23 protein-coding genes are annotated in these 23,855 nt (G+C 66.4%); 16 read left to right on the forward strand and 7 right to left on the reverse strand.

What is annotated here, in order from left to right; all coding sequences use genetic code 11:
- Window positions 1–8: 8 nt before the first annotated feature.
- Window positions 9–995, reverse strand: a complete 987-nt coding sequence (locus QTH91_RS02905; protein WP_286658529.1) for a hypothetical protein — start codon at window positions 993–995, stop codon at window positions 9–11.
- A gap of 92 nt (window positions 996–1,087) precedes the next feature.
- Between QTH91_RS02905 and QTH91_RS02910 the strand changes: the two genes are divergently transcribed.
- Together QTH91_RS02910 and lolD are read left to right on the forward strand one after the other, a co-directional pair.
- Entirely contained in the window at window positions 1,088–2,344 is a 1,257-nt protein-coding gene (locus tag QTH91_RS02910; RefSeq protein ID WP_286658530.1) for a lipoprotein-releasing ABC transporter permease subunit, read from the forward strand.
- Window positions 2,337–3,017: a lipoprotein-releasing ABC transporter ATP-binding protein LolD gene (gene lolD / locus QTH91_RS02915; RefSeq protein ID WP_286658531.1), complete on the forward strand. Its 681-nt coding sequence runs from the start codon at window positions 2,337–2,339 to the stop codon at window positions 3,015–3,017. Before QTH91_RS02910 ends, lolD begins: the two co-directional genes overlap by 8 nt.
- Window positions 3,018–3,023: 6 nt before the next feature.
- On the opposite strand, the gene QTH91_RS02920 is transcribed toward lolD, so the two are convergent.
- A complete protein-coding gene (locus QTH91_RS02920) occupies window positions 3,024–3,425 on the reverse strand; it encodes a TfoX/Sxy family protein (RefSeq protein ID WP_286658532.1) in 402 nt (133 codons plus the stop codon).
- A gap of 27 nt (window positions 3,426–3,452) precedes the next feature.
- Entirely contained in the window at window positions 3,453–4,211 is a 759-nt protein-coding gene (locus tag QTH91_RS02925; protein WP_286658533.1) for an SDR family NAD(P)-dependent oxidoreductase, read from the reverse strand.
- Window positions 4,212–4,402: 191 nt separating this feature from the next.
- Here QTH91_RS02925 and QTH91_RS02930 point away from each other — a divergent pair, with 191 nt between their 5' ends.
- A complete protein-coding gene (locus QTH91_RS02930; RefSeq protein WP_286658534.1) occupies window positions 4,403–5,041 on the forward strand; it encodes a DUF3304 domain-containing protein in 639 nt (212 codons plus the stop codon).
- Entirely contained in the window at window positions 5,041–6,774 is a 1,734-nt protein-coding gene (locus QTH91_RS02935) for a T6SS phospholipase effector Tle1-like catalytic domain-containing protein (protein WP_286658535.1), read from the forward strand. The genes QTH91_RS02930 and QTH91_RS02935 overlap by 1 nt, the downstream gene beginning before the upstream one ends.
- Before the next feature lie 6 nt (window positions 6,775–6,780).
- On the opposite strand, the gene QTH91_RS02940 is transcribed toward QTH91_RS02935, so the two are convergent.
- Genes QTH91_RS02940 through QTH91_RS02955 form a run of 4 tightly spaced genes read right to left on the reverse strand, consistent with a single transcriptional unit; the run spans window position 6,781 to window position 10,987 of the window.
- Window positions 6,781–7,821 carry a VWA domain-containing protein gene (locus QTH91_RS02940; protein WP_286658536.1) on the reverse strand — a complete coding sequence of 347 codons (1,041 nt, stop codon included), beginning with the start codon at window positions 7,819–7,821 and terminating at the stop codon, window positions 6,781–6,783.
- Entirely contained in the window at window positions 7,818–8,840 is a 1,023-nt protein-coding gene (locus QTH91_RS02945) for a DUF58 domain-containing protein (protein WP_286658537.1), read from the reverse strand. The genes QTH91_RS02940 and QTH91_RS02945 overlap by 4 nt, the downstream gene beginning before the upstream one ends.
- Entirely contained in the window at window positions 8,821–9,861 is a 1,041-nt protein-coding gene (locus tag QTH91_RS02950; RefSeq protein WP_286658538.1) for an AAA family ATPase, read from the reverse strand. The genes QTH91_RS02945 and QTH91_RS02950 overlap by 20 nt, the downstream gene beginning before the upstream one ends.
- 43 nt (window positions 9,862–9,904) lie before the next feature.
- Window positions 9,905–10,987, reverse strand: coding sequence for a S1C family serine protease (locus QTH91_RS02955; protein ID WP_286658539.1), 1,083 nt, complete (start codon window positions 10,985–10,987; stop codon window positions 9,905–9,907).
- A gap of 90 nt (window positions 10,988–11,077) precedes the next feature.
- Here QTH91_RS02955 and QTH91_RS02960 point away from each other — a divergent pair, with 90 nt between their 5' ends.
- The 12 genes from QTH91_RS02960 (at window position 11,078) to QTH91_RS03015 (ending at window position 23,720) form a co-directional block, all read left to right on the forward strand.
- The gene (locus QTH91_RS02960) at window positions 11,078–11,929 is read left to right on the forward strand and encodes a TatD family hydrolase (RefSeq protein ID WP_286658540.1); all 852 of its coding nucleotides are present in this window, start codon (window positions 11,078–11,080) and stop codon (window positions 11,927–11,929) included.
- A 137-nt stretch (window positions 11,930–12,066) separates the two neighbouring features.
- Window positions 12,067–12,537 (forward strand): hypothetical protein, encoded by a 471-nt coding sequence (locus QTH91_RS02965; protein ID WP_286658541.1) that lies wholly within the window; start codon window positions 12,067–12,069, stop codon window positions 12,535–12,537.
- 41 nt (window positions 12,538–12,578) lie between these two features.
- Window positions 12,579–13,328: a spermine/spermidine synthase domain-containing protein gene (locus tag QTH91_RS02970; RefSeq protein WP_286658542.1), complete on the forward strand. Its 750-nt coding sequence runs from the start codon at window positions 12,579–12,581 to the stop codon at window positions 13,326–13,328.
- Window positions 13,325–15,112 (forward strand): type IV pilus assembly ATPase TfpB, encoded by a 1,788-nt coding sequence (tfpB, locus tag QTH91_RS02975; RefSeq protein ID WP_286658543.1) that lies wholly within the window; start codon window positions 13,325–13,327, stop codon window positions 15,110–15,112. The genes QTH91_RS02970 and tfpB overlap by 4 nt, the downstream gene beginning before the upstream one ends.
- Window positions 15,113–15,237: 125 nt before the next feature.
- Complete coding sequence (locus tag QTH91_RS02980) at window positions 15,238–15,726, forward strand: tripartite tricarboxylate transporter TctB family protein (RefSeq protein WP_286658544.1); 489 nt, start codon at window positions 15,238–15,240, stop codon at window positions 15,724–15,726.
- 9 nt (window positions 15,727–15,735) lie between these two features.
- On the forward strand, window positions 15,736–17,247 hold the full coding sequence (locus tag QTH91_RS02985) for a tripartite tricarboxylate transporter permease (protein WP_286658545.1): 1,512 nt from the start codon (window positions 15,736–15,738) through the stop codon (window positions 17,245–17,247).
- 88 nt (window positions 17,248–17,335) lie between these two features.
- Window positions 17,336–18,307 carry a Bug family tripartite tricarboxylate transporter substrate binding protein gene (locus QTH91_RS02990; protein WP_286658546.1) on the forward strand — a complete coding sequence of 324 codons (972 nt, stop codon included), beginning with the start codon at window positions 17,336–17,338 and terminating at the stop codon, window positions 18,305–18,307.
- An 11-nt stretch (window positions 18,308–18,318) separates the two neighbouring features.
- Window positions 18,319–19,929 (forward strand): gamma-glutamyltransferase family protein, encoded by a 1,611-nt coding sequence (locus tag QTH91_RS02995; RefSeq protein ID WP_286658547.1) that lies wholly within the window; start codon window positions 18,319–18,321, stop codon window positions 19,927–19,929.
- Window positions 19,929–20,846 carry a DMT family transporter gene (locus QTH91_RS03000; RefSeq protein ID WP_286658548.1) on the forward strand — a complete coding sequence of 306 codons (918 nt, stop codon included), beginning with the start codon at window positions 19,929–19,931 and terminating at the stop codon, window positions 20,844–20,846. Before QTH91_RS02995 ends, QTH91_RS03000 begins: the two co-directional genes overlap by 1 nt.
- 51 nt (window positions 20,847–20,897) lie before the next feature.
- Entirely contained in the window at window positions 20,898–21,686 is a 789-nt protein-coding gene (locus QTH91_RS03005) for an SDR family oxidoreductase (RefSeq protein ID WP_286658549.1), read from the forward strand.
- A 121-nt stretch (window positions 21,687–21,807) separates the two neighbouring features.
- Entirely contained in the window at window positions 21,808–22,794 is a 987-nt protein-coding gene (locus tag QTH91_RS03010; protein ID WP_286658550.1) for a quinone oxidoreductase family protein, read from the forward strand.
- Window positions 22,791–23,720: a LysR family transcriptional regulator gene (locus QTH91_RS03015; protein WP_286658551.1), complete on the forward strand. Its 930-nt coding sequence runs from the start codon at window positions 22,791–22,793 to the stop codon at window positions 23,718–23,720. Before QTH91_RS03010 ends, QTH91_RS03015 begins: the two co-directional genes overlap by 4 nt.
- The last annotated feature ends 135 nt before the right edge of the window (window positions 23,721–23,855 follow it).

The raw sequence follows: 23,855 nt of genomic DNA on the forward strand, positions 1-23,855 counted from the left end.
GCCCATGCTCACAGCGCGCCCAGCACGTCGACAGGGGCCGGTGCGCGTTCGAAGAGGCGACGGGCCAGCGCGCCGATGCCGCCGCCGGTGCGCGGACCGAAAGTGCGTGCGATGCGGTCGCCGCACAAGGTCAGGCGGACATCGGCGCCGGATTCGAGCGCGGCCAGCAAGGGCGCCACCACGTCTTCGTCGAGCGAGCGCCACGCCATGGCCCAGCCCGGCGCGTCATCGAGCAGGGCGGGCATGCGCAGGCGTTCGTCCGTTTCGGGCGCGGGGTCGACCGGGCGCACCACCGTCGGCAGTGCGCCGGTGCCGCTGGCCCAGAAGGAGTTGATCGGCGGCAGGCCGCGTTCGGCACGCGCGTCGTTCAGCGGATTGGTATAGAGCAGCATCTGCGTTTCGTTCTGCAGGCGGCGCAACGGTCGGCCCGCGTCGGCGAGTGGCGACCACTCGGAGATGGGCTGGCCGGCGGCACGATCGACGGACGCGGTGGCCAACGTGTCAAACAGGGCGCCGCTGGCCAGCCACTGCCCTGGATGCCCGCCGGCATGGAGCGCGATGCCGTCTTCGGCGAAGAAGGGCGTCAAGAGCGCCAGCAGCGTGGCGGATTCGGCCGCGTCGACGGTGAGCGTGCGCGGATCGCCCAGCGCCACGTCGTCGATGCCAACGTGCCAGTGGCACAGGTCGAGGCGGCCCCAGCCGTGGCCCGCCGGTGCTTCAGGCAAGCCCAGTTGCCGAGCCTGCAGCGCCGCCCAGGGAATGCGGCCGTCCTGCACAGGCAGGCCCAGCGCGGCGGCGAGCGCGCGTTCGTGCGGGGGAGAGAAGGTGGTCTCTTCCTGCATGTCGTCCTGCAGCGGCTGCATGCGCGTCATCAGGCGTTCGAGGCGAGGCAGACGCAGTTCGGCGATGATCGCTCGGCAGCCCGGGGTGCCGCGGCCGGCAAAGGGGATGATCAGATGACGGGCGGGTTCGGAGCCTGGGGCAGACTTGGGCATGGGGCTATTGTCGACGCTGCCACAATCGGCCCCGACCCATCACAACCATCACTCGCCGAGCGGCTGCCGCCGCCGGCGCCAACTTTCCGCAAATGCGACTTCCCTACGAACTGCAACTTGGCTGGCGCTACACGCGCGCTGGCCGGGCGACGCGGCGCAACGGCTTCATCAACTTCATCTCTGGCGTATCGATGCTGGGCATCGCGCTTGGCGTGGCCGCGCTGATCATCGTGCTGTCGGTGATGAATGGGTTTCAGAAAGAGGTGCGCGACCGCATGCTCGGCGTCGTCTCGCACATCGAGATTCTCTCGCCGGATGGCCAGGCGCTGCAGGACATCGACGGCATCATGCGCGATGCCCGCAAGAACCCGCAGGTGGTGGGCGTTGCGCCCTTCATCGCCACGCAGGCCCTGCTGGCGCGCGGCGAGGACATGAAAGGCGTGCTGGTGCGGGGCATCGACCCTGCGCACGAGCCCGAGGTGACCGACCTGGCCACCACCGCCCAACGCGGCGCGCTGGCCAGGCTGGTGCCCGGCGGCTTCGGCATCGTGCTGGGCGTCGACCTGGCACGATCGCTGTATGTGCGCGACGGCGACACCGTGACGCTGATCGCGCCCGGCGGCCAGGTCACGCCCGCCGGCGTGGTGCCGCGCCTGAAGCAGTTCACCGTGGTCGGCACCTTCGAGACCGGGCACTACGAATACGACTCGGCGCTGGCCATGATCCACGCCGACGACGCGGCCAAGGTCTTCCGGCTCGAAGGGCCCAGCGGCGTTCGCCTCAAGCTCAAGGACCTGAACCAGGCGCGCGAGGTGGCCGACCAGCTGGCAGGCACGCTGCCGGGCAACTTCCTCATCCGCGACTGGACGCGCCAGAACCGCACCTGGTTCGCCGCCGTGCAGGTCGAGAAACGCATGATGTTCATCATCCTCACGCTCATCGTGGCGGTGGCGGCCTTCAACCTCGTGTCGACGCTGGTGATGACGGTGACGGACAAGCGCGCCGACATCGCCATCCTGCGCACGCTCGGCTCCAGCCCCAAAAGCATCATGGGCGTGTTCGTGGTGCAGGGCGCGATGGTGGGCGTGATCGGCACCCTGGCCGGCCTGGGGCTGGGCCTGCTGGTGGCCTACAACATCGACGTGATCGTGCCCGCGCTGGAGCGGCTGTTCCATGCCAGCTTCCTGCCCAAGGACATCTATCTCATCAACCGCATGCCCAGCGATCCGCAATCGTCCGACATCGTGCCCATCACCGTCATCTCGCTCGTGCTCGCCTTCGCAGCCACGCTGTATCCCAGCTGGCGCGCCAGCCGCGTCAATCCCGCGGAGGCGCTTCGCTATGAATGACGCGGTGGTGCTGAAGGTCCGCGGCCTGACCAAGCGTTTTCATGAAGGCCGCATCGATCTGACGGTGCTGCATGGCGTGGATCTGGATGTGCGTGCCGGCGAAACGCTGGCGATTGTCGGCGCGTCGGGCTCGGGCAAGAGCACGCTGCTGCACCTGATGGGCGGCCTGGATGCGCCGACCTCCGGCAGCGTGCAATTGCATGGCGAGGACATGGCCAAGGTCGGCCCGGCCGAACAGGGCCGCCTTCGCAACATGCACCTGGGCTTTGTCTACCAGTTCCATCACCTGCTGCCCGAGTTCAGCGCGCTGGACAACGTCGCCATGCCGCTGCGCATCCGGCGCCAGCCTATGCCGCAGGCGCGCGAGCAGGCCGAGCAGATGCTGATGCTGGTCGGCCTGGGCCCGCGTGTAGCGCACCGGCCGGCCGAGCTGTCGGGCGGTGAGCGTCAGCGCGTGGCCATTGCGCGAGCGCTGGTCACCGGGCCGGATTGCGTGCTGGCCGACGAGCCCACCGGCAACCTCGACCGCGCCACGGCCGACGGCGTCTTCGCATTGATGCTGAAGCTGGCGCGCGAACGGGGCACGGCTTTCGTGATGGTCACACACGACGAGTCGCTGGCGGCACGCTGCGACCGCGTGCTCCGTCTGGCGGCCGGGCGGCTGGTGGACTGACGCGCGCTAAGCGGCCGGAGGTTTGGGCCGGCGCGTGGCCGGCCGCTTCTTCGGCGCCGATTTCGCTGCAGGTTTCGCCTTTGCCCTCGGCTTGGACTTCGGCTTAGGCTCAGGCATGAGGTCTGCCGTGGCCAGGATCAGACGACGAAGCGACTCGGTGTCGTCGAGCAACTCGTCCGCCACGGGGTAGTCCTTCGCGCCCGGATAAGGCGGGCCTTTCGGCAACCTGGGCGCCAGGCTCTCGGCGGCGGGCGACGGTTTGATGAACAGGCTGTTGTCGCACGCGAAGGCGACCACCTTGGCATCTACGTACAACGCGTACTCGCCGAACATCTTGCGATGCGTCAGCCGGGCGCCGAGTGCGATCTGCTCGGCCACGTACTCGATGAAGTCGGCGCTGGTGGGCATGCGATCAGTGGATGGCCGCTGTGCAGGTCACGCCGCGATCGAATACCCGCCATCCACCGGAATCGCCGTCCCGGTGATGAAGTCCGATGCACCGCTCGCCAGGAACACCGCGATGCCCGCCAGATCCTGCGGCTGACCCCAGCGCCCGGCAGCGGTGCGGGCGATGACGCGTTCGTTCAGGCCGGCCACCTGGGCGCGTGCGCCGTCGGTCAGTTCGGTCTGGATCCAACCCGGCAGCACCGCGTTGACCTGGATGCCGTCGGCAGCCCACGAGGTGGCGATGGCGCGGGTCAATTGCACGATGCCGCCCTTGCTGGCCCCGTAGGCCGGCGCATAAGGCGCGCCGAAGATGGACATCATCGAGCCGATGTTGATGATCTTGCCGCCGCCGCTCTTCTTCATGTGCGGGAAGGCGGCCTTGCAACACAGGAAGGCGCTGGTGAGGTTGGTGTCCATCACCTGGTTCCATTCGGCCAGCGAGAGTTGGTCCACCGTCTTTCGCACCGTGGTGCCCGCGTTGTTGACCAGGATGTCGAGCCTGCCACAGCGCTCACCCAGCGCGGCGAATAGCCGTTCGACCTGCGCTTCGTTGGTCACGTCGGCTTCGAGCGCGAAGCTGTCGCTGCCCAGCGCGCGCAGTGCTTCCACCGCAGCCGCCGACTTGCTGGCGTTGCGCGCCGCCACGACCACCTGCGCGCCCGCCTGAGCCAACCCCTTGGCCATCCCCAGGCCAATGCCGCCATTGCCGCCGGTGACGAGCGCTACCTTTCCAGAGAGATCGAACATGCTGTGCCTTGCGAATGAAAGCTGCCATTGTGCCGGCGCGCCAGCGCAGTGAATCGGAGGAGGAAACATGCGCGCATGAACGTGGCCAGAACGTTCACATTGCTTTGGCGAATCGGCCCGGTGCGCTAGCCTCCGCGCCGCTGTCTGTGCCTCATATTTTCAGTGGGGCCAGACAGGACAGGGAGAAGGAAATGAAAGACATGGGAGAAGGCTTCGGGGCCACGGGAAAGTGGCGCGTCGTGTCGGCGCGAGGAACTGCAAGGCGCCACTTGGCGGCGATGCTTGCCGTTGCGGTGGTCGCTTCTGGCTGCTCGTTGAGTTCCGGGTTTTCGACGGGAGGCGACTTGCAAGCGACCTCATTTGCGGGCGTCGGTCACTACGGATCAGGCATTGTCGTCACCGATTACTCGATAGCTGACGCTAGGGGTATGCGGATTGAGGGGTGGGGAGGAGGTGGCGGCAGTTTTTGCTGTGTGCGCGTGCCCAGGGAGATACCAGACGAGCCGTTCTTCGTCACTGTCAAGTGGGAGACGTACCGCCAAAAGGTTGATGAAACACGCGAGCACGAAGCCACAGTTCCCGTGCATTTCGAAGTGCCGCCTGATCAAAGCGGCGGGATCTACGCGCACTTCTTTCCGGGCCATCGGGTTGAACTGTGGGTGACGGACGCCCATTCGCCCTATTCGACTCATACGCCAGTGCCGTACGGCGGCCCCCCATTTCCTCGCGGGCCCGCGCCGCTCTACCAGCCACTGCCTGGCGAGAAGCCCTGGCCACCTGGAACCACAGCACATGAAGTTCGGACCAAGATGGTGGGGGAGTCCGATTGATGGCGGTCCTTCAGACCATCCTCGAGAAGCCGGCCGTCACCTGCCCGCCCATGTTGAACTCGGTCAATAGGGCAGAGTGTGAGCATCTTCTCAATATCGGCCTTTTCTTTGATGGGACCGACAACAACTCCAACCCCGAGCGCAAAGACGCTCCGGCCAATCGCGAGGAGGTTGCCACCAACATCTGGAAGCTCTCCACTGCTTATCAGGATTTGCCGGTCCAGGGCCACTTCCGACAATACGTCTCAGGTGTCGGCACACCCTTCACCGAGCTCGGCAGGCAGGAGGCAGAGGCGGGCGGGGGGCCGTTTGGCGCGGGCGGCGAGGCGCGGATCCTTTACGGTCTGCTTCAGGTCATCAACTTTGCCCACGCGTCGATTCGAGGAGCTTCCCACAAGCACTTCGATCAAGTTCGCCTGCGCGCCCTCTGCTCCGACACCCGCCTGCCCCAACCCGGTGAAGGCCCGAGCAGGCCCTTGACCAAGGACGAAATGTTCCTGCAAAGCCTTGGACTCAGTGGAGGGCTCGATGGCGCCAGCCACCAGGAAAAGAAGGCATTCTTCTCTAGGCAGTCCGACCAGTTGAGAGGCATCCTCACCCACTACAAGACTGTCCCGAAGGTCACCAGCATCTATCTCGACGTCTTCGGATTCAGCCGAGGTGCTGCGCAGGCGCGCGTGTTCGTGACGTGGCTTCATCGCTACATGCTCATGGGCGGCCAACTCTTTGGTGTGCCGAGCTACGTGCGAATGCTGGGACTGTTCGACACCGTGGCATCGGTTGGGAGGCCCGAGACGCTTGGGGGCAGCGGGCATGGCGCCTGGGCCAGCGCAAAGGACTTGCAGATTCATCCGGCGGTGAAGAACTGCGTGCACTTCGTCGCCTTGCACGAGCTGCGTACCAATTTCCCGAGCGACAGCGTCCGGGTGGGCGATACCTTGCCGCCGAACTGCCACGAGCACGTTGTTCCTGGCGCGCACAGCGACGTGGGCGGCGGCTACGCGCCGCTCGACCAAGGCAAGGGGGTCAGGTTGCTCAGGGGGAGTCTCCAGCCGGTTGCGGATGCTGCTTCGAGACTTTCCAACCTGCCGCTCAACGAGATGTATGAGGCTGCGGTTCGCGCTTGCGAGGGGCATTCCTACGCTCCTTGGATGCGCATCGATGAGGACAAGAGGTTCATCGCGAGCTTTGGCCTCGCCGAATTACCCAGGCTTCGCGACGAAGTCAAAGACTATTTTTCCGTCTGCGGCGTGCCGAACAGCCTCCCCATTCACATGGCGCTGCGCGAGCATGGTGTTCGCTACTTGGCTTGGCGGTATCTGGTGAACGAAGCCAAGCGCTTCGGAAGACTGCCCAGTGTCGAGCGGGCAGAGATGTACCCTTCCAGCTACACGTACTACAAGCTTGGGCAGCAGATCTTCAGCGCGCAAGTCGAGGCCATGAAGCTTGGAGCGTTCTCCGGTGACCTGCACCCGAAGGCCCGGGATATCTTCAAGCAAATCCAGGCGCTTGCCACAAAGCAGCAGGACGCGCTGCTAAAACTGGGTGTGTTCTTCGACGATTGGGTGCACGATTCCTTTGCCGGCTTCATCGGCAAGTTCAACAAGGACAAGCCGCAGCCGACGACTTGGGGCGAATTGACCCACCGTGCCGCCGAAAACGACGGGTATGTGCGCTGGCGCAATGTCTTTCAGGGCAGCGACGACGGTCTGAACGACGGCAAGACAGGTTGAGCCGACCTACAGGATCCGGTTGAACCAGAACAAGGACAGCCCCGCAGCCAGCAGCGCCAGGACGGCCGCGCCCAGTGCGAACAGCGCAGAGATCTCGGTTTCCTTCTTCTCGACGGTCAGGCGCGAACTGAGCGTGTTGTAGACCTTCTTCAGGTCGTCCGCCGTGCCCGCATAGAAGTATTCGGCCTGCGTTTTGTTGGCCACCGCCTTGAGCGTGTCTTCGTCCAGGCGCACGCGCATCGACCAGCCTTCGAAGCCGATGGTCTCGCCATCGACGGTGCCCACGCCCACGGTGTAGACGCGAACGCCGCGGTCGGCGGCCATCTTGGCGGCATCCATCGGATCGACCCCGGTGGTGCGCTGGCCGTCGGTCAGCATGATGATGGCGGCGGAGTTGTACGAGCCCGGCGCTACCGGCTTGAACTCCTTCTTCGGCTCCTTGCCGGACTGGTCGATGGGCACGCCCTTTTTCGTCGACTGCGGCGCGAAGTCGTCGATGCCGATGCCCGCGTCGGGGAACAGCGTCGAAAGCGCCATCACCAGCCCGTTGCCGGTCGCGGTGCCGCGTTGCAGCTGGAAGGAGTCGATGGCGGCATTGAGGTCTTCGTGATTGGTGGTTGGCAATTGCGCCACCTGCGCACTGCCGGCGAAGGCCACGATGCCGACCTTGACGGTGCGCGGCAGGTCGGCGATGAAGCTCTTGGCCGCGGCCTGTGCCGCTTCGAGCCGGCTGGGCTGCACGTCGGCGGCGCGCATGCTGCCCGACACGTCGATCGCCAGCACGATCGTTTGCTGGTTGGACGGCAGCGTGACCACCGCCAACGGGCGCGCGGAGCCGATCAGCATGGCCACCATCGCCAGCAGGAAGAGCAGGGGCGGCACGTGCCGTCTGAAGGTCTGGCCGGGGCCCATCGCCTGGCGCACGATCGAAAGGCTGGCGTAGCGGATCGCCATCTTCTTCTTGCGCCGCAGCAGCCAGACGTAGAGCAGCACCAGCAGCGGCACCGCCAGCAGGAGCCAGAGGAACTGGGGCCAGAGGAAGTTCATGTTCCCACCGCTTTCGGGGCTTCGGACAGGGCCGATCCGGCACGCACCCGTCGCTTGCGCAGATCGGCAAAGCGCAAGATCGCCTGCACCAGGTCGTCGGACGTGGACAGCTCCAGCGTATCCACGCCGGCGCGGCCAAGGGCTTCGCGCAACTGGGTCTCGCGTTCGCGGGCCAGGCGCGAGAAGCGCTTGCGAAAGCCCGCGTCGTGCGTGTCGACCCACAACTGCTCGCCGGTCTCCGCATCCGTGAGAGGCACGAGGCCGAGGTCGGGCAGATCGAGTTCCAGCGGATCGAACAGGCGCACGGCCACCACCTCGTGGCGCTGTGCCAGTCGGCCCAGCGACTGTTCCCAGCCGGGTTCGGTCAGGAAGTCGGAGACGACGAAGACCGTCGAGCGCCTACGAATGACGCTGCCAGCGGCCGCCAGAAGATCGCCCAGGCGGGTGGTTCCGACGTCGTTCTTGCCGCGCCGCGGCTGCGCACCACCGTGCGCCGCATCGCCGAAGTGCTGCATGGCGTGCATCAGATGCAGCACGTGCGCGCGTCCCACGCGCGGCGGAATGACGGCCTCGACGGTGCTGCCGTAAAGCATCGCGCCGACCCGGTTGCCGTGGCGGGTGAGCAGCCGCGCCAACACGGCCACGAAGCCGGCCGAGATTTCCCGCTTGGCGCGCACGCCGGAGCCGAAGTCCACCGAGCGGCTCAGGTCCAGCACGAACCAGGCGGCCATTTCGCGGTCTTCGGTGAAGACGCGCACGTGAGGCACCTGCAGCCGCGCCGTCACGTTCCAGTCGATGTGACGCACGTCGTCGTGGTGCTGGTATTCGCGAAGGTCGGCCAAGTCCAGGCCGGTGCCGCGCATCAGCGTGCGGTAGTCGCCCTGCAGCAGGCCGTCGAGGCGGCGCAGGACGGTCCATTCCAGCCGGCGAAGCGCATGCTCGACCCCGGCCGCCGCAGCGGCCTCGCGCAGCTGCGCATCGTTGGCGGCGCCTTCGCGCCTACGCCACCAGCTTCTCATGCTCCATCACTTTGGTGGGTGCAGGCACGGCGCGCATCATGCGGTCGATGACGCCATCGGGCGTGAGGCCTTCCGACAGGCCTTCGTACGACAGCGTGACGCGATGGCGAAGCACGTCCGGCGCCAGCGCGGACACGTCATCCGGAAGGGCATAGCTGCGTCCACGCAGCAGCGCCAGGGCGCGTGCGCCTTCGATCAGGTTGATGCTGGCGCGCGGGCTGGCGCCGTAGGTGATGAAGCGCCGCATGTCCTTCAGGCCGTGCCGCTCCGGCGTGCGCGTGGCCGAAACCAGGCGTACCGCGTACTGGATGAGCGACGGGTCCACGTACACCTGCCGCGCCTGCGCCTGCAGATGGGCGAGCCCCTCGGTGTCGGCCATGGCGCTGGCGGCGATGGCCGGGCCGATCACCCGTTCGACGATGACGAATTCCTCTTCGTCGGTGGGGTAGTCGACCAGCACCTTCATCATGAAGCGGTCCACCTGCGCCTCGGGCAGCGGGTAGGTGCCTTCGGTCTCGATGGGGTTCTGCGTCGCCATCACCAGGAAGGGGCGGGGCACCTTGTGCGTCACGCCGGCGATGGTGACCTGGCGTTCCTGCATCACTTCGAGCAGCGCGCTCTGCACCTTGGCCGGCGCGCGGTTGATTTCGTCGGCAAGCAGCAGGTTGGCAAACACCGGGCCCAGCGAGGTGCTGAAGTCGCCCGTCTTCTGGTTGTAGATGCGCGTGCCCACCAGATCCGCCGGCACCAGGTCGGGGGTGAACTGGATGCGCTTGAAGCTGCCGCGCACGACGTCGGCCAGGGTCTTGACCGTCAGGGTCTTGGCCAGGCCCGGCACGCCTTCGACGAGCAGGTGCCCTTCGGCCAGCATGGCGACCATCACCCGTTCCAGGAAGCGGTCCTGCCCGACGACGACGCGCTTGACCTCGTACAGGATCTGCTCGACCAGCGCGCTGCAGTTGGCTGCCGCGGCCGCGGCGTCGGCACTGGCGGAGAGGTTGGGGTTGTCTTCGATGCTCATGCCCTGCTTTCGTTGGCGGTGATGGAAGAAAACTGCAACTGCGTCAGAACGGTGGCGTGCCCGCGGCGGTGGCCGCGTTCTCGATCGGTACGGCAAAGCCGATGCCCACGAAAGTGCGCTGCTGCGTCGGATTGAGGATGGCGGTGACGATGCCCAGCACCTCGCCGTCCATGTTCACCAGCGGCCCCCCGGAATTGCCGGGATTGGCGGCGGCGTCGAACTGGATCAGGTTGCTCAGCTCCTGCTTGCCCTCGGGCGATCGGAAGGACCGCTTCAGGCCCGACACGACACCTGAGGACACCGATGGGCCAATGCCGAAGGGAAAGCCCACGACGGCGACGTTGTCACCGGGACGCAGGTCGGCCGTCGATCGCATGGTGGCGGCCACCAGGTCGTCCGGAATCTTCTGCGCCTGCAGCACGGCCAGGTCGTTCTCGGGCTGCAAGCCGACGATGGAAGCGGGAGATTCCAGCCCATCGGCGAAAGTCACGCGGATCTTCTGCGCGCCGGCGACCACGTGAAGGTTGGTCAGGATCACGCCCTTGTCGACGATCACCACACCGGTGCCGACACCGCGCTCGACTTCCGGCGCGTCCTCCGGCGCCTTGGCCACATCCTCGGATGACTTGGGCGCCTTGGGCTCGGTGGCCTGCGGCTCCTTCGGGGCCTTGGCGGTGCGTTGCTTGGGCGGACGCTTGTCGGCCGGTCGCGCCTTCTTGTCAGGCTTGACCGTGGGGTCTTCTTCCTCTGGGCCCAGTGCGGTCACCTCGACCACCGAGGGGCGGATGATGTCCGCCGCGCGCGCGGCCGCCGAGGGCAGGGTGGTCGTCTGCAACGTGCGCAGCACTGCGGCGTCGATGTCCTTCTGGGTCAGCGTACGGCCGGCCGGCCTTGGCAGAAAGTGGTACGAGCCGAGCGCCGATGCGCCCATCAACAAGGCCACGGCCAGCGGCATGACCCAGCGTCGCCGCCGAGATGCGCCAACGTGGGGCGAAGCGGTGGCAGACGCTTCGGCGGCGGACGCGCTTCCCGCAACCGCTTCGGTCTCGGCCTGGGGCGAGGCGTCCTCGCTGGGGGGCGTCGTCACCGCCGGGGTCGAGCGGCTGTACAAGGCGGGCCTGCGCATCGAATACCTCCGTGATGAGGAAATATATGGCTCGGGGTTCACGGTAGCACGCTTTGAGCCAAGGTGCATCTCGTCGGGCATCATTGCCCGATGGCTGTTTTTGTCGATACGCACTGTCACCTCGATGCCCGCGAATTCGATGCCGATCGCGCGGCGATGCGCGAGCGTGCGGCGCAACGTGGCGTGGCCCTTTGCGTCATTCCGGCGGTGGCGGCTTTCAACTTCGATACCGTGCGCGAACTGGCGCACGTTCAGGGCGATGCCTACGCCTTGGGCATTCACCCGCTGTGCGCAGGGCAGGCCGGCCCGGACGACGTCGAGCGGCTCGACCAAGCGCTGGTCGAGCATCGCGACGATCCGCGCCTGGTGGCCGTCGGAGAGATCGGCCTGGACTACTTCGTCGACGGCCTCGAACCGGGGCGGCAGGAGCAACTGTTCGAGGCGCAATTGAAACTGGCGCGGCGCCATGGGCTGCCGGTGCTGCTGCACGTGCGCCGATCCGTCGACCAGGTGCTCGCTGCGCTGCGCCGGGCTGGTGGCGGGCAAGCCTGGAAAGGCATCGCTCACGCTTTCAATGGCAGCGAGCAGCAGGCGCAGGCCTGCATTGACCTTGGACTGCACCTGGGCTTTGGCGGCGCCGTCACGTTCGAGAGGGCGCTGCGCCTGCGCCGGCTGGCTGCCGGTCTGCCCTTGTCGTCACTCGTGCTCGAGACCGATGCACCGGACATCCCGCCTCACTGGCTGTACGTCACGCAGGAAGATCGCGCACAAGGCCGGCCACAGGGGCGCAACGAGCCGGCCGAACTGCCGCGTATCGCCCATGAAATCGCGGCGTTGCGCGGCATGTCGGTCGATGCCTTGGCGCAGGCCACCACGGCAAATGCCATGGCGGCGCTCCCAGGGCTGGGGCGACTGTCGTCAAATCGCCTACAGGCGGGGTAGGTGGGCGCCCCGAACGAACTGGCGCAGCCGCGAAGCGGGCAATTTGGTGCCATATTTGGTGGCTCGCTGCGCCGCACTCCGTGACTGGCGGTGTCGCGCCGCAGCAAAAATCGAATCGACATCAGGAGCTCATCCAAATGAAACCAATCCAACATCGCGGTCTTTCCATGGCCTTGGCTTGTGCAATGGCCGTGTTGGCTGCTCCGGCCCTGGCGCAGGAGAAGAACTCCGCCGAGAAGGCCTGGGACGCCACCAAGAGCGGCACCGAGAAGGCCTGGGACGCGACCAAGAACACCAGCGAAAAGGCCTGGGACGCTACCAAGAGCGGCAGCGAGAAAGCCTGGGACGCGACCAAGAGCGGTAGCGAAAAGGCTTGGGATGCCACCAAGAGCGGCACCAAGAAGGCCACCAACGCCACGGAGAAGACCAGCAAGAAGGCCTGGGACGCCACGAAGAGCGGCACCAAGAAGGCGGCCAATGCCACTGGCAACGCCGTGACCGGCGCCGGAACCGCCGCCGCCGATGCGACCCGCAAGACCGGCGACAAGATCGGCGAGCACATTCCGGGCACGCCCCAGAACGACGCGGCCAAAACGGCCAAGCCCTGACCCCGAACCCGCCCCCGTGGCGGGTTTTTTATGATCGGGCCATGAAAGCCTCCCTGCCCGAAGTCAATTTCTCCGATTGGGGGGATACGCGCTACCTGCATCTCGGCACCGAATGGGTGCAGGGGTCGATGAAGCTCGATGCGCCGTTCGAGATCGAACTCGAATACGTGCAGCGGATGATGGCCTGGTTGCTTTTCGTGGCACCGACTTCGGTCATGGGGCGCCACGCCATGCAGTTGGGCCTGGGCGCCGCCTCACTCACCAAGTTCTGCCGCAAGCAACTGCGCATGCGAACGACCGCGGTCGAGCTCAATCCGCAGGTGGTGGCTGCCTGCCGCGGCTGGTTCAAGCTGCCACAGGATGACGCCAAGCTCAGCGTGGTGATCGCCGATGCCGCTGCAGAAATCCGCCGTCCGCAGTGGCGCGAAAGCGTCGATGCATTGCAGGTCGACCTGTACGACGACGAGGCCGCGGCCCCGGTGCTCGACAGCGAGGAGTTCTATCGCGACTGCCGCGCGGTGCTGACGGAAGATGGCGCGATGACCGTCAACCTGTTCGGCCGCAATTCCAGCTACGAACGCAGCCTGGCGCACATCGTTGCCGCCTTCGGCGCCGACGCCGTGTGGGCATTCCGGCCGACGCGCGAAGGCAACACGATCGTGCTGGCGCAGCGCACTGCCGCGCAGCCGGATCGATCGACGCTTGCCGTGCGCGCCCAAACCATACAGACTCGCTGGGGCCTTCCCGCCGCCAAGTGGCTGCGGGTCTTCAAGCCGTTGAACACCGGATGAGCGCTTCTGCCGTTTCCCTTTCCCCCGCTCCGCAGCACCAGGGTCCCCTCGATCTGCGGCTGGTGATCGAATGGCTGGCGCAGGACGGCGTGATCTCTCCGGCCGAGGCGCAGCGCACCATTGCCCGCTGCGCCCGCGTCGAAAGCCGCCAGGCCCCCCTGGTTCGACTGGCCGCCGTCGCCATGACCCGCGAGGGCGACGGCAAGCCGCTCGACATCGAGATGCTCACCGAATGGCTGGCGGCGCGCGCCGCGTTGCCCTATCTGCGCATCGATCCGCTCAAGGTCGACGTGGGCAAGGTGGCCGACACCATGAGCGCCGCCTACGCGGAGCGGCACAAGGTGCTGCCCGTGCAGGTCACGCCCAACGAAGTGGTGGTGGCGACGAGCGAACCCTTCATCACCGATTGGGTGGGCGAGGTCGAGCGCCAGGCGCGCCGCAGCGTGCGCCGCGTGGTGGCCAGCCCTGGCGACATCCAGCGCTACACGGCCGAGTTCTATTCGCTGGCCAAGTCGGTGCGCGCCGCGCAGAAGGCGGGTGGCGCATCCAGCGCCGCGAGCTTCGAGCAGCTGGTCGAGCTGGGCAAGAGCACCCGGCAGCTCGACGCCAACGACCAGAGCGTGGTGCAGGTGGTCGACTGGCTTTGGCAATATGCCTTCGACCAACGCGCATCGGACATCCATCTGGAGCCTCGTCGCGAGCAGGGCGTGATCCGCTTTCGCATCGATGGTGTGCTGCATCCCGCCTACCAGCTGCCGCCTGGCGTGATGAATGCCATGATCGCGCGCATCAAGCTGCTGGGCCGCATGGACGTGGTCGAAAAGCGGCGCCCGCTGGACGGCCGCATCAAGACGCGCAACCTGCGCGGCGACGAGGTCGAGATGCGCTTGTCGACCTTGCCCACCGCCTTCGGCGAGAAGATGGTGATGCGCATCTTCGATCCGGACACCACGGTCAAGAACCTGGACGAGCTGGGCTTCGCCCAGCACGACGCCAAGCGCTGGGAGCAGCTGGTGGCGCGACCGCACGGCATCATCCTGGTGACGGGGCCGACCGGCTCGGGCAAGACCACCACGCTCTATTCCACGCTCAAGCGGGTGGCGACCGAAGAGGTCAACGTCAGCACCATCGAGGATCCGATCGAGATGATCGAGCCCTCGTTCAACCAGACGCAGGTGCAGCCGCAGCTCGACTTCGGGTTCATCGAAGGCCTGCGTGCCCTGATGCGCCAGGACCCGGACATCATCATGGTCGGCGAGATCCGCGATCTGGCCACGGCCGAGATGGCGGTGCAGGCCGCCCTGACCGGCCACCTCGTATTCAGCACGCTGCACACCAACGATGCGCCCAGTGCGATCACCCGGCTCATGGAACTCGGCGTGCCCGGCTACCTTGTCAATGCGACGCTGCTCGGCGTGCTGGCGCAGCGCCTCGTGCGCACGCTGTGCCCGCAGTGCAAGAAGCCCGACGAATCCCTCGACCGCGAGAAGCTCGAGGCGATGGTGTCGCCCTGGCAGATCACCGGCTCGGTGCGCGCCTACCGGCCGGTCGGTTGCGTCGACTGCCGGATGACGGGCTATCGCGGGCGCATGGGCCTGTACGAGCTTCTCACGGTGAGCGAAGCGTTCAAGGGCCATGTCCACCAGTCGTCCGGAATGGACGTGCTGCGGCGACAGGCCGTCACCGACGGCATGCGCCCGCTGCGCCTTGCCGGCGCGTTGCGGGTGGCCGAAGGCCAGACCACCATGCAGGAAGTGCTGGCCGCCACGCCTCCCCTCGAATAGGGTTGACGCACTAGGGAATTACCCTTCCTGCGCGCTAGGTGGAATCCACATCGAGGCGCGTGCTGGCAGACATCAGAATCCCGGCGGGTCGATCTTTCATTCGACTTTCGTTTGAGGAGTTGTTCGTGAAAATCAAAAGTCAGAAAGACTTTTTCGCGGGCCTGATGTTCGCTGTCGTCGGTGTGGCTTTCGCGTGGGGCGCGACCACCTACAACGTGGGCTCCGGGGCACGCATGGGGCCGGGGTACTTCCCGCTGATGCTGGGCATCCTGATGACCATCATCGGGCTGGCCATCATGTTCACCGGTCTTTCGGTGGAGACGGCCGACGGTGAACCCATCGGCAAGTGGGCCTGGAAGCAGGTCATCTTCATCCTGGGCGCCAACCTCGCCTTCGGCGTACTCCTGGGTGGCGTGCCCAGCCTGGGCATTCCGGCCATGGGCCTGATCATCGCCATCTATGCGTTGGTGTTCATTGCGGCGCAGGCGGGTTCCAAGCACGCCCTGCCGTCGGTGTTCGCGCTGGCGACCGTGCTGGCCGCCGGCAGCTATCTGGCCTTCATCTGGGCGCTGAAGCTGCAAATCCAGGTGTGGCCCACCTTCATCACCGGCTAAGGCGGCGTCATGGACCTGATCAACAACCTTTCCCTCGGCTTCGGCGTGGCCTTCACGGCCACCAACCTGCTGTATTGCCTGATCGGCTGCATTCTGGGCACGCTGATCGGCGTGCTGCCCGGCATCGGCCCGGTGGCGACCATCGCCATGCTGCTGCCTGCCACGTACGCATTGCCGCCCGTGTCGGCGCTGATCATGCTGGCCGGCATCTACTACGGCGCTCAGTACGGTGGCTCGACCACGGCCATTCTGGTCAACCTGCCTGGCGAATCGTCCTCGGTCGTGACGGTGATCGACGGCTACCAGATGGCGCGCAAGGGCAGGGCAGGCCCCGCGCTGGCGGCGGCTGGCCTGGGCTCCTTCTTCGCCGGCTGCGTGGGCACGCTGATCCTGGCCGCCTTCGCGCCGCCGCTGACCGAACTGGCCTTCAAGTTCGGCCCCGCCGAGTACTACTCGCTGATGGTGCTGGGCCTGATCGGTGCCGTGGTGCTGGCTTCGGGCTCGCTGCTCAAGGCTGTGGCCATGATCGTGCTGGGCCTGCTGCTGGGCCTGGTGGGCACCGACGTCAATTCGGGCGTGGCGCGTTTCTCGTTCGATGTGCCAGAACTCACCGACGGCATCGGCTTCGTGGCCATTGCCATGGGCGTGTTCGGCTACGGCGAAATCATCTCGAACCTGTCGCGCCCCGAAGAAGAGCGCGAGGTGTTCACCGCCAAGGTCACCGGCCTGTTCCCGACCAAGGAAGACTTCCGCAACATGATCCCGGCCGTCCTGCGTGGTACGGCGCTGGGTTCGTCGCTGGGCGTGCTGCCTGGCGGCGGCGCGCTGCTGTCCGCCTTCGCGGCCTACACGATCGAGAAGAAGACCAAGCTGCGTCCGGGCGAAGTGCCCTTCGGCAAGGGCAACATCCGCGGTGTGGCGGCGCCCGAGTCGGCCAACAACGCCGGTTCGCAAACCTCCTTCATTCCGCTGCTGACGTTGGGCATTCCGCCCAATGCCGTGATGGCGCTGATGGTGGGCGCGATGACCATCCACAACATCCAGCCGGGCCCGCAGGTGATGACCAGCAACCCCGAGCTGTTCTGGGGCCTGATCGCCTCGATGTGGCTGGGCAATGCGATGCTCGTGATCCTGAACCTGCCGCTGATCGGCCTGTGGATCAAGCTGCTGTCGGTGCCTTATCGCTTCCTGTTCCCGTCCATCGTGCTGTTCTGTGCGATCGGCGTGTACTCGACGAACAACAACACCTGGGACATCTGGATGGTGGGCGTCTTCGGCTTCATCGGCTATGCGTTCTATAAGCTCGGCTGCGAGCCGGCGCCATTGCTGCTCGGCTTCATCCTCGGGCCGATGATGGAAGAGAACCTGCGCCGCGCGCTGCTGCTGTCGCGCGGGGACTGGTCCGTGTTCGTCACGCGTCCGATCTCCGCCGGGCTTCTGGCCGCCGCGCTGCTGCTGCTGATCATCGTGCTGCTGCCGGCCGTGAAGGCCAAGCGCGAGGAAGCCTTCGTCGAGGATTGATCCTCCCCTGCGAACTCCCGAAGAACGGCACCGCAAGGTGCCGTTCTTGCTTTGTGGGCAGCCGCCACCAATCAACGAGAATCGAAGCATGAAACGCAGAGCCCTCATCACCGCATCCCTGCTCGCCGCTGCCGCGGCCGCACCCTTCCAAGCCGCGCAAGCTCAGGACTATCCGGCCAGGCCGATCCGCCTCGTGGTGCCGTTCCCGGCCGGCGGGGCGACCGACCTGTTCGCGCGCACGCTGTCGCAGAAGCTGTCGGAAAAGCTCGGCGGCACGATCGTGGTGGACAACAAGCCTGGCGCCGGCGGTGCCATCGGCTCGTCGGCCGCAGCCAATGCCACGCCCGATGGGTACACGCTGCTGCTGGCCACCACCAGCACGCACGCCATCGGCCCGCTCATCACCAAGACGCCCTACGACGTGGTGAGCGACTTCACGCCCATCGCCCACGTGGGCAATGCGCCGAGCATCATGCTGGTGCCCGTCGACTCGCCGGCCAAGTCGGTGCGCGAGTGGGTCGACTACGCCAAGGCCAACCCGGGCAAGCTCAACTACGCTTCGAGCGGCGTCGGCACCATCGTGCAGTTGACGGCGGAGCTGTTCAAGTCGCAGGCGGGCGTGTTCGTCACGCACATCCCTTACAAGGGCACGGCGCTGGCCATTCCTGACCTCATCAGCGGCAAGGTGGATGTGCTGTTCGACTCGCTGCCCACCGGCATGCCGCATGTGCGAGACGGCAAGCTTCGCGCGCTGGGTGTGACCTCGCTCAAGCGCAGCCCGCTGGCGCCGGATCTTCCAGCCATCGCGGAGACGCTTACGGGCTTCGAATCCAACACCTGGTTCGGTCTGTATGGCCCCAAGAGCCTGCCCGCCGACATGGTGGCGCGCCTGAACAAGGCGGCCAACGAAGCGCTGGCCGATCCGCAACTGCGCGAGAAGCTCTCGGGCCTGGGCATCGAACCCACCAGCGGTACGCCGCAGGATCTGGCCAAGCTGCAGGCGCAAGACAGCGCCAAGTGGAAGAAGATCATCACCGAACGCAAGATCACCAACGAATGAAGGCCGCGAGCATGAACTTTGACTTCGCCAATCCCTACACCAGCACGCGCCTGCCGGTGTTCGCACGCAACGTGGTTTCCACCTCGCACCCACTGGCATCGCAGGCCGGCCTGCGCATCCTGCAGCAGGGCGGCAACGCGGTCGACGCTGCCATTGCCACCGCCGCCGTGATGACGCTGGTCGAGCCCGTGAGCAACGGCCTGGGCAGCGACGCCTTCTGCATCCTCTGGGACGGCAAGAAGCTGCACGGGCTCAATGCTTCGGGTTGCTCTGCGCAGGCATGGACGCCCGAGTACTTCAAGAAGAAGTACGGCGACGATGCCGCCGCGCCGCCGCAGCGCGGCATCGACTCGGTCACCGTGCCGGGCGCGGTCGGCGCCTGGATGACCTTGTCCGAGCGCTTCGGCAAGCTGCCATTCGCCGACCTGATGGCGCCTGCGATCGAGGTGGCCGAGCGCGGCTACCTGATGCCGGTGGTGGTGCAGGAGAAATGGGCCGCCGCGACCCCGCTCCTGCAGTCGCAACCCGGCTTCGCCCAGGCCTTCCTGCCCTGGGGCCGTGCACCCAAGGTGGGCGAGCTGTTCAAGTTCCCGTCGGCTGCCCGTGCGCTCAAGGCCATTGCGCAGACGCGCGGCGAGGCTTTCTATCGTGGCGAGATCGCCCAAGCCATCGAGAAGTTCTCGAACGCCAACGGCGGTGCGCTCAAGGCCAGCGACCTGGCCAACTGGAAGCCCGAGTGGGTGGAGCCGATCTCGCGCGACTACCGCGGTCACACGCTGCACGAGATCCCGCCCAACGGGCAGGGCATCGCCGCGCTGATCGCACTGGGCATCGTCGAGAAGTTCGACATGGCTTCGATGCCCGTCGACTCCGTGGCATCGCAGCACGTGCAGATCGAAGCCATGAAGCTGGCCTTCGCCGACGTGTACCGCTACGTGTCCGACCCATCGTCGATGGAGGTGACCCCCGCGCAAATGCTCGATGACGCCTACCTCGCATCGCGTGCCAAACTCATCGACATGAAGAAGGCGCAGGACTTCAAGGCCGGCAACCCCGTCAAGGGCGGCACCATCTACCTCACGGCCGCTGACGAGAGCGGCATGATGGTCAGCTTCATCCAGAGCAACTTCATGGGCTTCGGCTCGGGTTGCGTGGAGCCCGAGTTCGGCATCAGCCTGCAGAACCGCGGCCATGGCTTCAGCCTCAACGCCGGCCCCAACCAGGTGGCGCCGGGAAAGCGCCCCTTCCACACCATCATCCCGGCCTTCCTGACCAAGGACGGCCAGCCGGTGATGAGCTTCGGCGTCATGGGCGGCAACATGCAACCTCAGGGCCACATGCAGACGCTGGTTCGCATGCTCGACTATGGCCAGAACCCGCAGGCCGCTTGCGATGCGCCGCGCTGGCGCTTCAACGCGGGGCTCGAGATCAACGTCGAGGCTGCGATGAACCCAGCCACCGTGCAGGGACTGGGCGATATGGGCCACCGCATGGAAGTCATCAACGACTCCTACCAGGACTTTGGCGCCGGCCAGTTCATCTGGCGTGCCGGCGAGCCTTCGGTGGAAGGCTACGTCGCAGCCAGTGATCCGCGCCGCGACGGGCAGGCGGCAGGCTACTGATGAGCGAGGCCCTGGCCACGTCGTCCGACGACAAGCGACTGGGGCCAGGGCTGGTGCTGGCGACGCTGGGGGCGATTGCCTTCAGCGGCAAAGCCATCATCGTCAAGCTGGCGTACCGCTACCAGGTGGATGCGGTCACGCTGATCATGCTGCGCATGCTGTTCGCATTGCCGCTCTTCGCCGCCATGGCCTGGTGGGCCGGGCGCGGCAAGCCGCCCCTGACACGACGCGACTGGCTCGGCGTGCTGGGCCTGGGCGTTTCGGGCTACTACCTCGCCAGCTTCCTCGACTTTGCGGGGCTGGCCTACATCAGCGCGAGCCTCGAGCGGCTGATCCTCTACCTCAACCCCACGCTGGTGCTGATGTTCGGCTGGTTCATGTACCGGCGCCGCATCACGCGCGGGCAAGTGGGGGCCATGGCCATCAGCTATGCGGGCGTGCTGCTCGTCTTCGGTCACGAGGCCGTGGCCGGCGCGACCAGCGAGGCGGCGTGGGGTGCACTGCTGGTGTTCCTGAGTGCGGTGAGCTATGCCGTCTACCTCGTGGCCAGTGGTGAGTTCGTCAAGCGCCTGGGTTCGCTGCGCCTGGTCGGTTTGGCCACCAGCGTGGCTTGCCTGCTGTGCATTGGCCAGTTCCTCCTGCTGCGTCCCATGAGCACGGCCTTCGACGTGGCGCCACAGGTGATCTGGCTGTCGGTGCTCAACGCCAGCCTGTGCACGGCCGTGCCGGTGCTGATGGTGATGATGGCCATCGAACGCATCGGGCCGGCGATGGCGGCGCAGACCGGCATGGTCGGCCCGATGTCGACCATCCTGATGGGTGTGGTCATTCTGGGCGAGCCCTTCACCGCCTGGATCGCAGCGGGTACGCTCCTGGTCATCGCGGGCATCTTCGTCTTCACGCGCGCAGGCCGCTGAGCGCGCCCGCGCTTTCCTTTCTTCCTCAATCGATCGTCAGGAGCCATTCACATGGATCTGGGAATTTCCGGCCGCACGGCCTTGGTATGCGGCGCCAGCAAGGGGCTCGGCTATGGATGCGCGCTGGCGCTGGTGCGCGATGGCGTGAACGTCGTCATCGTCGCGCGCGGGCAAGAGGCCTTGGATGAAGCCGCCGCCCGGCTCAAGGCCGAGGCCACAGGCGGCGCCACCGCGCGCGCGGTCGCCACCGACATCACCACGGAGTCCGGCCGCGCCGCCGTCTTTGCCGTGCAGCGCGACTACGACATCGTCGTCACCAACGCGGGCGGCCCGCCGCCAGGCGACTTCCGCGAATGGGACCGCGAAGCATGGATGCGCGCCGTCGACGCCAACATGCTCACGCCCATCGAGCTGATCAAGGCCACCGTGGACGGCATGGCGCAGCGCGGCTTCGGGCGCATCGTCAACATCACCTCCAGCGCGGTCAAGGCGCCCATCGACATCCTGGGCCTGTCCAACGGGGCGCGCAGCGGCCTGACCGGCTTCGTGGCCGGCGTGGCGCGCAGCTCGCTGGCCTCGCAGGGCGTGACCATCAACAACCTGTTGCCCGGTGCGTTCGACACCGACCGCCTGCGCAACACCGCCATCGGCGCCGCAAAGAAGACGGGCCAAAGCATCGAGGCCATCCAGGAAGCGCGCAAGAAGACCATTCCCGCCCGGCGCTTCGGCACCGCCGAGGAATTCGGCGCCATCTGCGCCTTCTTGTGCAGCGTGCACGCCGGCTACATGACGGGGCAGAACGTGCTGGCCGATGGCGGGGCCTATCCGGGTACCTACTGATCGGCGCGTTGCGCGACCACACCAGGAGGGCCGGCCAGACCGGCCCTTTTTTCGTGGGCCTGCGGCATGTTCGCATTCGTGGCACGATGCGCCGCTGCAAGACACCTACAAAGGAGATTTCGTGAAGAGCAAAGCCATTCGCATCGACCGCAACGGCGGCCCCGAGGAACTGAAGCTGGTGGAGGTCGACGTCGGCGAGCCAGGGCCGGGCGAGATCCGCGTGCGTCACCACGCGGTGGGCCTGAACTTCATCGACACCTACCAGCGCAGCGGTCTGTACAAGCTGCCGATGCCCCTGCAGCTGGGCATGGAAGCCGCCGGCGTGGTCGAGGCAGTGGGCGAGGGCGTGAGCCACCTCAAGCAGGGCGACCGCGTCGCCTACGCCAGCCAGCCGCCGGGCGCGTACTGCGAACTGCGCGTCATGCCCGCCCGCTGCGTGTGCCGGCTGCCCGACGCCATCGATTTCGAGACTGGCGCGGCCATGATGCTCAAGGGCCTGACCGCCCAATACCTGCTGAAGAAGACGCTGCCCGCCGAGGGCCTGGAGCCGGGGGACCACATCCTGTTCCACGCCGCCGCCGGAGGCGTGGGCCTGATCGCCTGCCAATGGGCCAAGGCGCTGGGCCTGCAACTGATCGGCACCGCCGGCAGCGACGCCAAGTGCCAGCTTGCCCTGGACCATGGCGCCGCGCACTGCATCAACTACAGCACCGGCAACTTCGTCGAGAAGGTCAAGGAGATCACCGGCGGCAAGGGCGTGAAGGTGGTGTACGACTCGGTGGGCAAGGACACCTGGCAAGGTTCCCTGGACTGCCTGCGGCCACTGGGTCTGCTGGCCGTGTTCGGCAATGGGTCGGGCCCGGTGCCGCCGATCGATCTCGGCCTGCTGGCTGGCAAGGGTTCGCTCTACATGACGCGCCCGACCTTGTTCACTCATCTGGCCACGCGCGAGAGCACCCAGGCCATGGCTAACGACCTGTTCGAGGTGGTGGGCAGCGGCGCGGTGAAGATCCCGATCGACCAGCGCTACAAGCTCGAGGACGTGCAGCAGGCGCACCGCGATCTGGAAGCACGCAAGACCACGGGCTGCACCATCCTCACCTTGTGAAGCACGCGACGCTGCGGCAGCTGAAGGTATTCGAGGCGGTCGCGAGGCACCTGAGCTTCTCGCGCGCCGCCGAGGAGCTGCACCTGACGCAGCCCGCCGTTTCGACGCAGGTCGGCAAGCTGGAGGAGCATGCGGGCAACCCGCTGTTCGAGCAGTTCGGCAAGAAGATCTACCTCACGCCCGCCGGCAGCGAGTTGCTGACCATCACGCGAGCCATCATCGGGCAGTTCGAGGCGGCCGAGGCGGCGATGGCGCAATACCGCGGCGTCTCGGGTGGCAAGCTCAATGTGGCGGTAATCAGCGCGGGCGACTACTTCTTTCCGCGCCTGCTGGTGGAATTTGCCGGGCGGCATCGCGACGTGACGCTCAACTTCACGGTGCACAACCGGGCCGAGCTGCTGCGTCACATCAGCGAGAACCAGACCGACCTGGCGATCATGGTCCGTCCGCCGACCGACCTGGACACCATCAACCAGCCGTTTGCGCCGCATCCCTATGTGATCGCCGCACCGCCCGGGCATCCCCTGGCCGGCCAGCGGGGAATCTCGATGGAGCGCTTGCTGCGCGAGCCTTTCGTCGTTCGCGAGAAGGGCTCCGACACGCGCAATTCGATGGAGGAGGGCTTTGGCGCCCACCTTTCGCAATTGCACGTGGCGATGGAAATCCGCAGCACCGAGACCATCAAGCAGGCCGTGATTGCCGGCATGGGCTTGAGCTTCATGTCGGCCCACACGATCAGCCTGGAGCTGCGCACGGGCAGCCTGTGCGTGCTGGACGTCCAGGGCTTTCCGCTCATTCGCAACTGGTTCGTGGTGCACCGGCGCACCAAGCGCCTGCCTCCCGTGGCGCAAGCCTTCAAGGACTTTCTGCTGGCCGATGGCACTGCGCTGATCGCGCGCATCGTGCCGCTCGACTTCCCTTACTGAGCGCGCCTGCCACCCGCAGTTTTCGCCGTTCCCCATTCCTGCGGGGAATAGACGTTATGCGCCCCACCCGGCTACCGCGGAAGGGCCTTCGCCGCGACCATTCAACCCACGCAACTACATTCGTGGAGACTGAAG

The organism is Variovorax dokdonensis (assembly GCF_030316895.1).
Lineage (GTDB): Bacteria > Pseudomonadota > Gammaproteobacteria > Burkholderiales > Burkholderiaceae_C > Variovorax > Variovorax dokdonensis.

Coding starts and splice junctions, on each gene's coding strand:
- QTH91_RS02935 (WP_286658535.1), top strand. CDS start 5,041: ATGGCGGTCCTTCAGACCATCCTCGAGAAGCCGGCCGTCACCTGCCCG.
- QTH91_RS02940 (WP_286658536.1), bottom strand. CDS start 7,821: ATGAACTTCCTCTGGCCCCAGTTCCTCTGGCTCCTGCTGGCGGTGCCG.
- lolD (WP_286658531.1), top strand. CDS start 2,337: ATGAATGACGCGGTGGTGCTGAAGGTCCGCGGCCTGACCAAGCGTTTT.
- QTH91_RS02970 (WP_286658542.1), top strand. CDS start 12,579: ATGAAAGCCTCCCTGCCCGAAGTCAATTTCTCCGATTGGGGGGATACG.
- QTH91_RS02950 (WP_286658538.1), bottom strand. CDS start 9,861: ATGAGCATCGAAGACAACCCCAACCTCTCCGCCAGTGCCGACGCCGCG.
- tfpB (WP_286658543.1), top strand. CDS start 13,325: ATGAGCGCTTCTGCCGTTTCCCTTTCCCCCGCTCCGCAGCACCAGGGT.
- QTH91_RS02945 (WP_286658537.1), bottom strand. CDS start 8,840: ATGAGAAGCTGGTGGCGTAGGCGCGAAGGCGCCGCCAACGATGCGCAG.
- QTH91_RS02925 (WP_286658533.1), bottom strand. CDS start 4,211: ATGTTCGATCTCTCTGGAAAGGTAGCGCTCGTCACCGGCGGCAATGGC.
- QTH91_RS02910 (WP_286658530.1), top strand. CDS start 1,088: ATGCGACTTCCCTACGAACTGCAACTTGGCTGGCGCTACACGCGCGCT.
- QTH91_RS02955 (WP_286658539.1), bottom strand. CDS start 10,987: ATGCGCAGGCCCGCCTTGTACAGCCGCTCGACCCCGGCGGTGACGACG.
- QTH91_RS02990 (WP_286658546.1), top strand. CDS start 17,336: ATGAAACGCAGAGCCCTCATCACCGCATCCCTGCTCGCCGCTGCCGCG.
- QTH91_RS02930 (WP_286658534.1), top strand. CDS start 4,403: ATGAAAGACATGGGAGAAGGCTTCGGGGCCACGGGAAAGTGGCGCGTC.
- QTH91_RS03005 (WP_286658549.1), top strand. CDS start 20,898: ATGGATCTGGGAATTTCCGGCCGCACGGCCTTGGTATGCGGCGCCAGC.
- QTH91_RS02995 (WP_286658547.1), top strand. CDS start 18,319: ATGAACTTTGACTTCGCCAATCCCTACACCAGCACGCGCCTGCCGGTG.
- QTH91_RS02985 (WP_286658545.1), top strand. CDS start 15,736: ATGGACCTGATCAACAACCTTTCCCTCGGCTTCGGCGTGGCCTTCACG.
- QTH91_RS02905 (WP_286658529.1), bottom strand. CDS start 995: ATGCCCAAGTCTGCCCCAGGCTCCGAACCCGCCCGTCATCTGATCATC.
- QTH91_RS02920 (WP_286658532.1), bottom strand. CDS start 3,425: ATGCCCACCAGCGCCGACTTCATCGAGTACGTGGCCGAGCAGATCGCA.
- QTH91_RS03000 (WP_286658548.1), top strand. CDS start 19,929: ATGAGCGAGGCCCTGGCCACGTCGTCCGACGACAAGCGACTGGGGCCA.
- QTH91_RS02960 (WP_286658540.1), top strand. CDS start 11,078: ATGGCTGTTTTTGTCGATACGCACTGTCACCTCGATGCCCGCGAATTC.
- QTH91_RS02965 (WP_286658541.1), top strand. CDS start 12,067: ATGAAACCAATCCAACATCGCGGTCTTTCCATGGCCTTGGCTTGTGCA.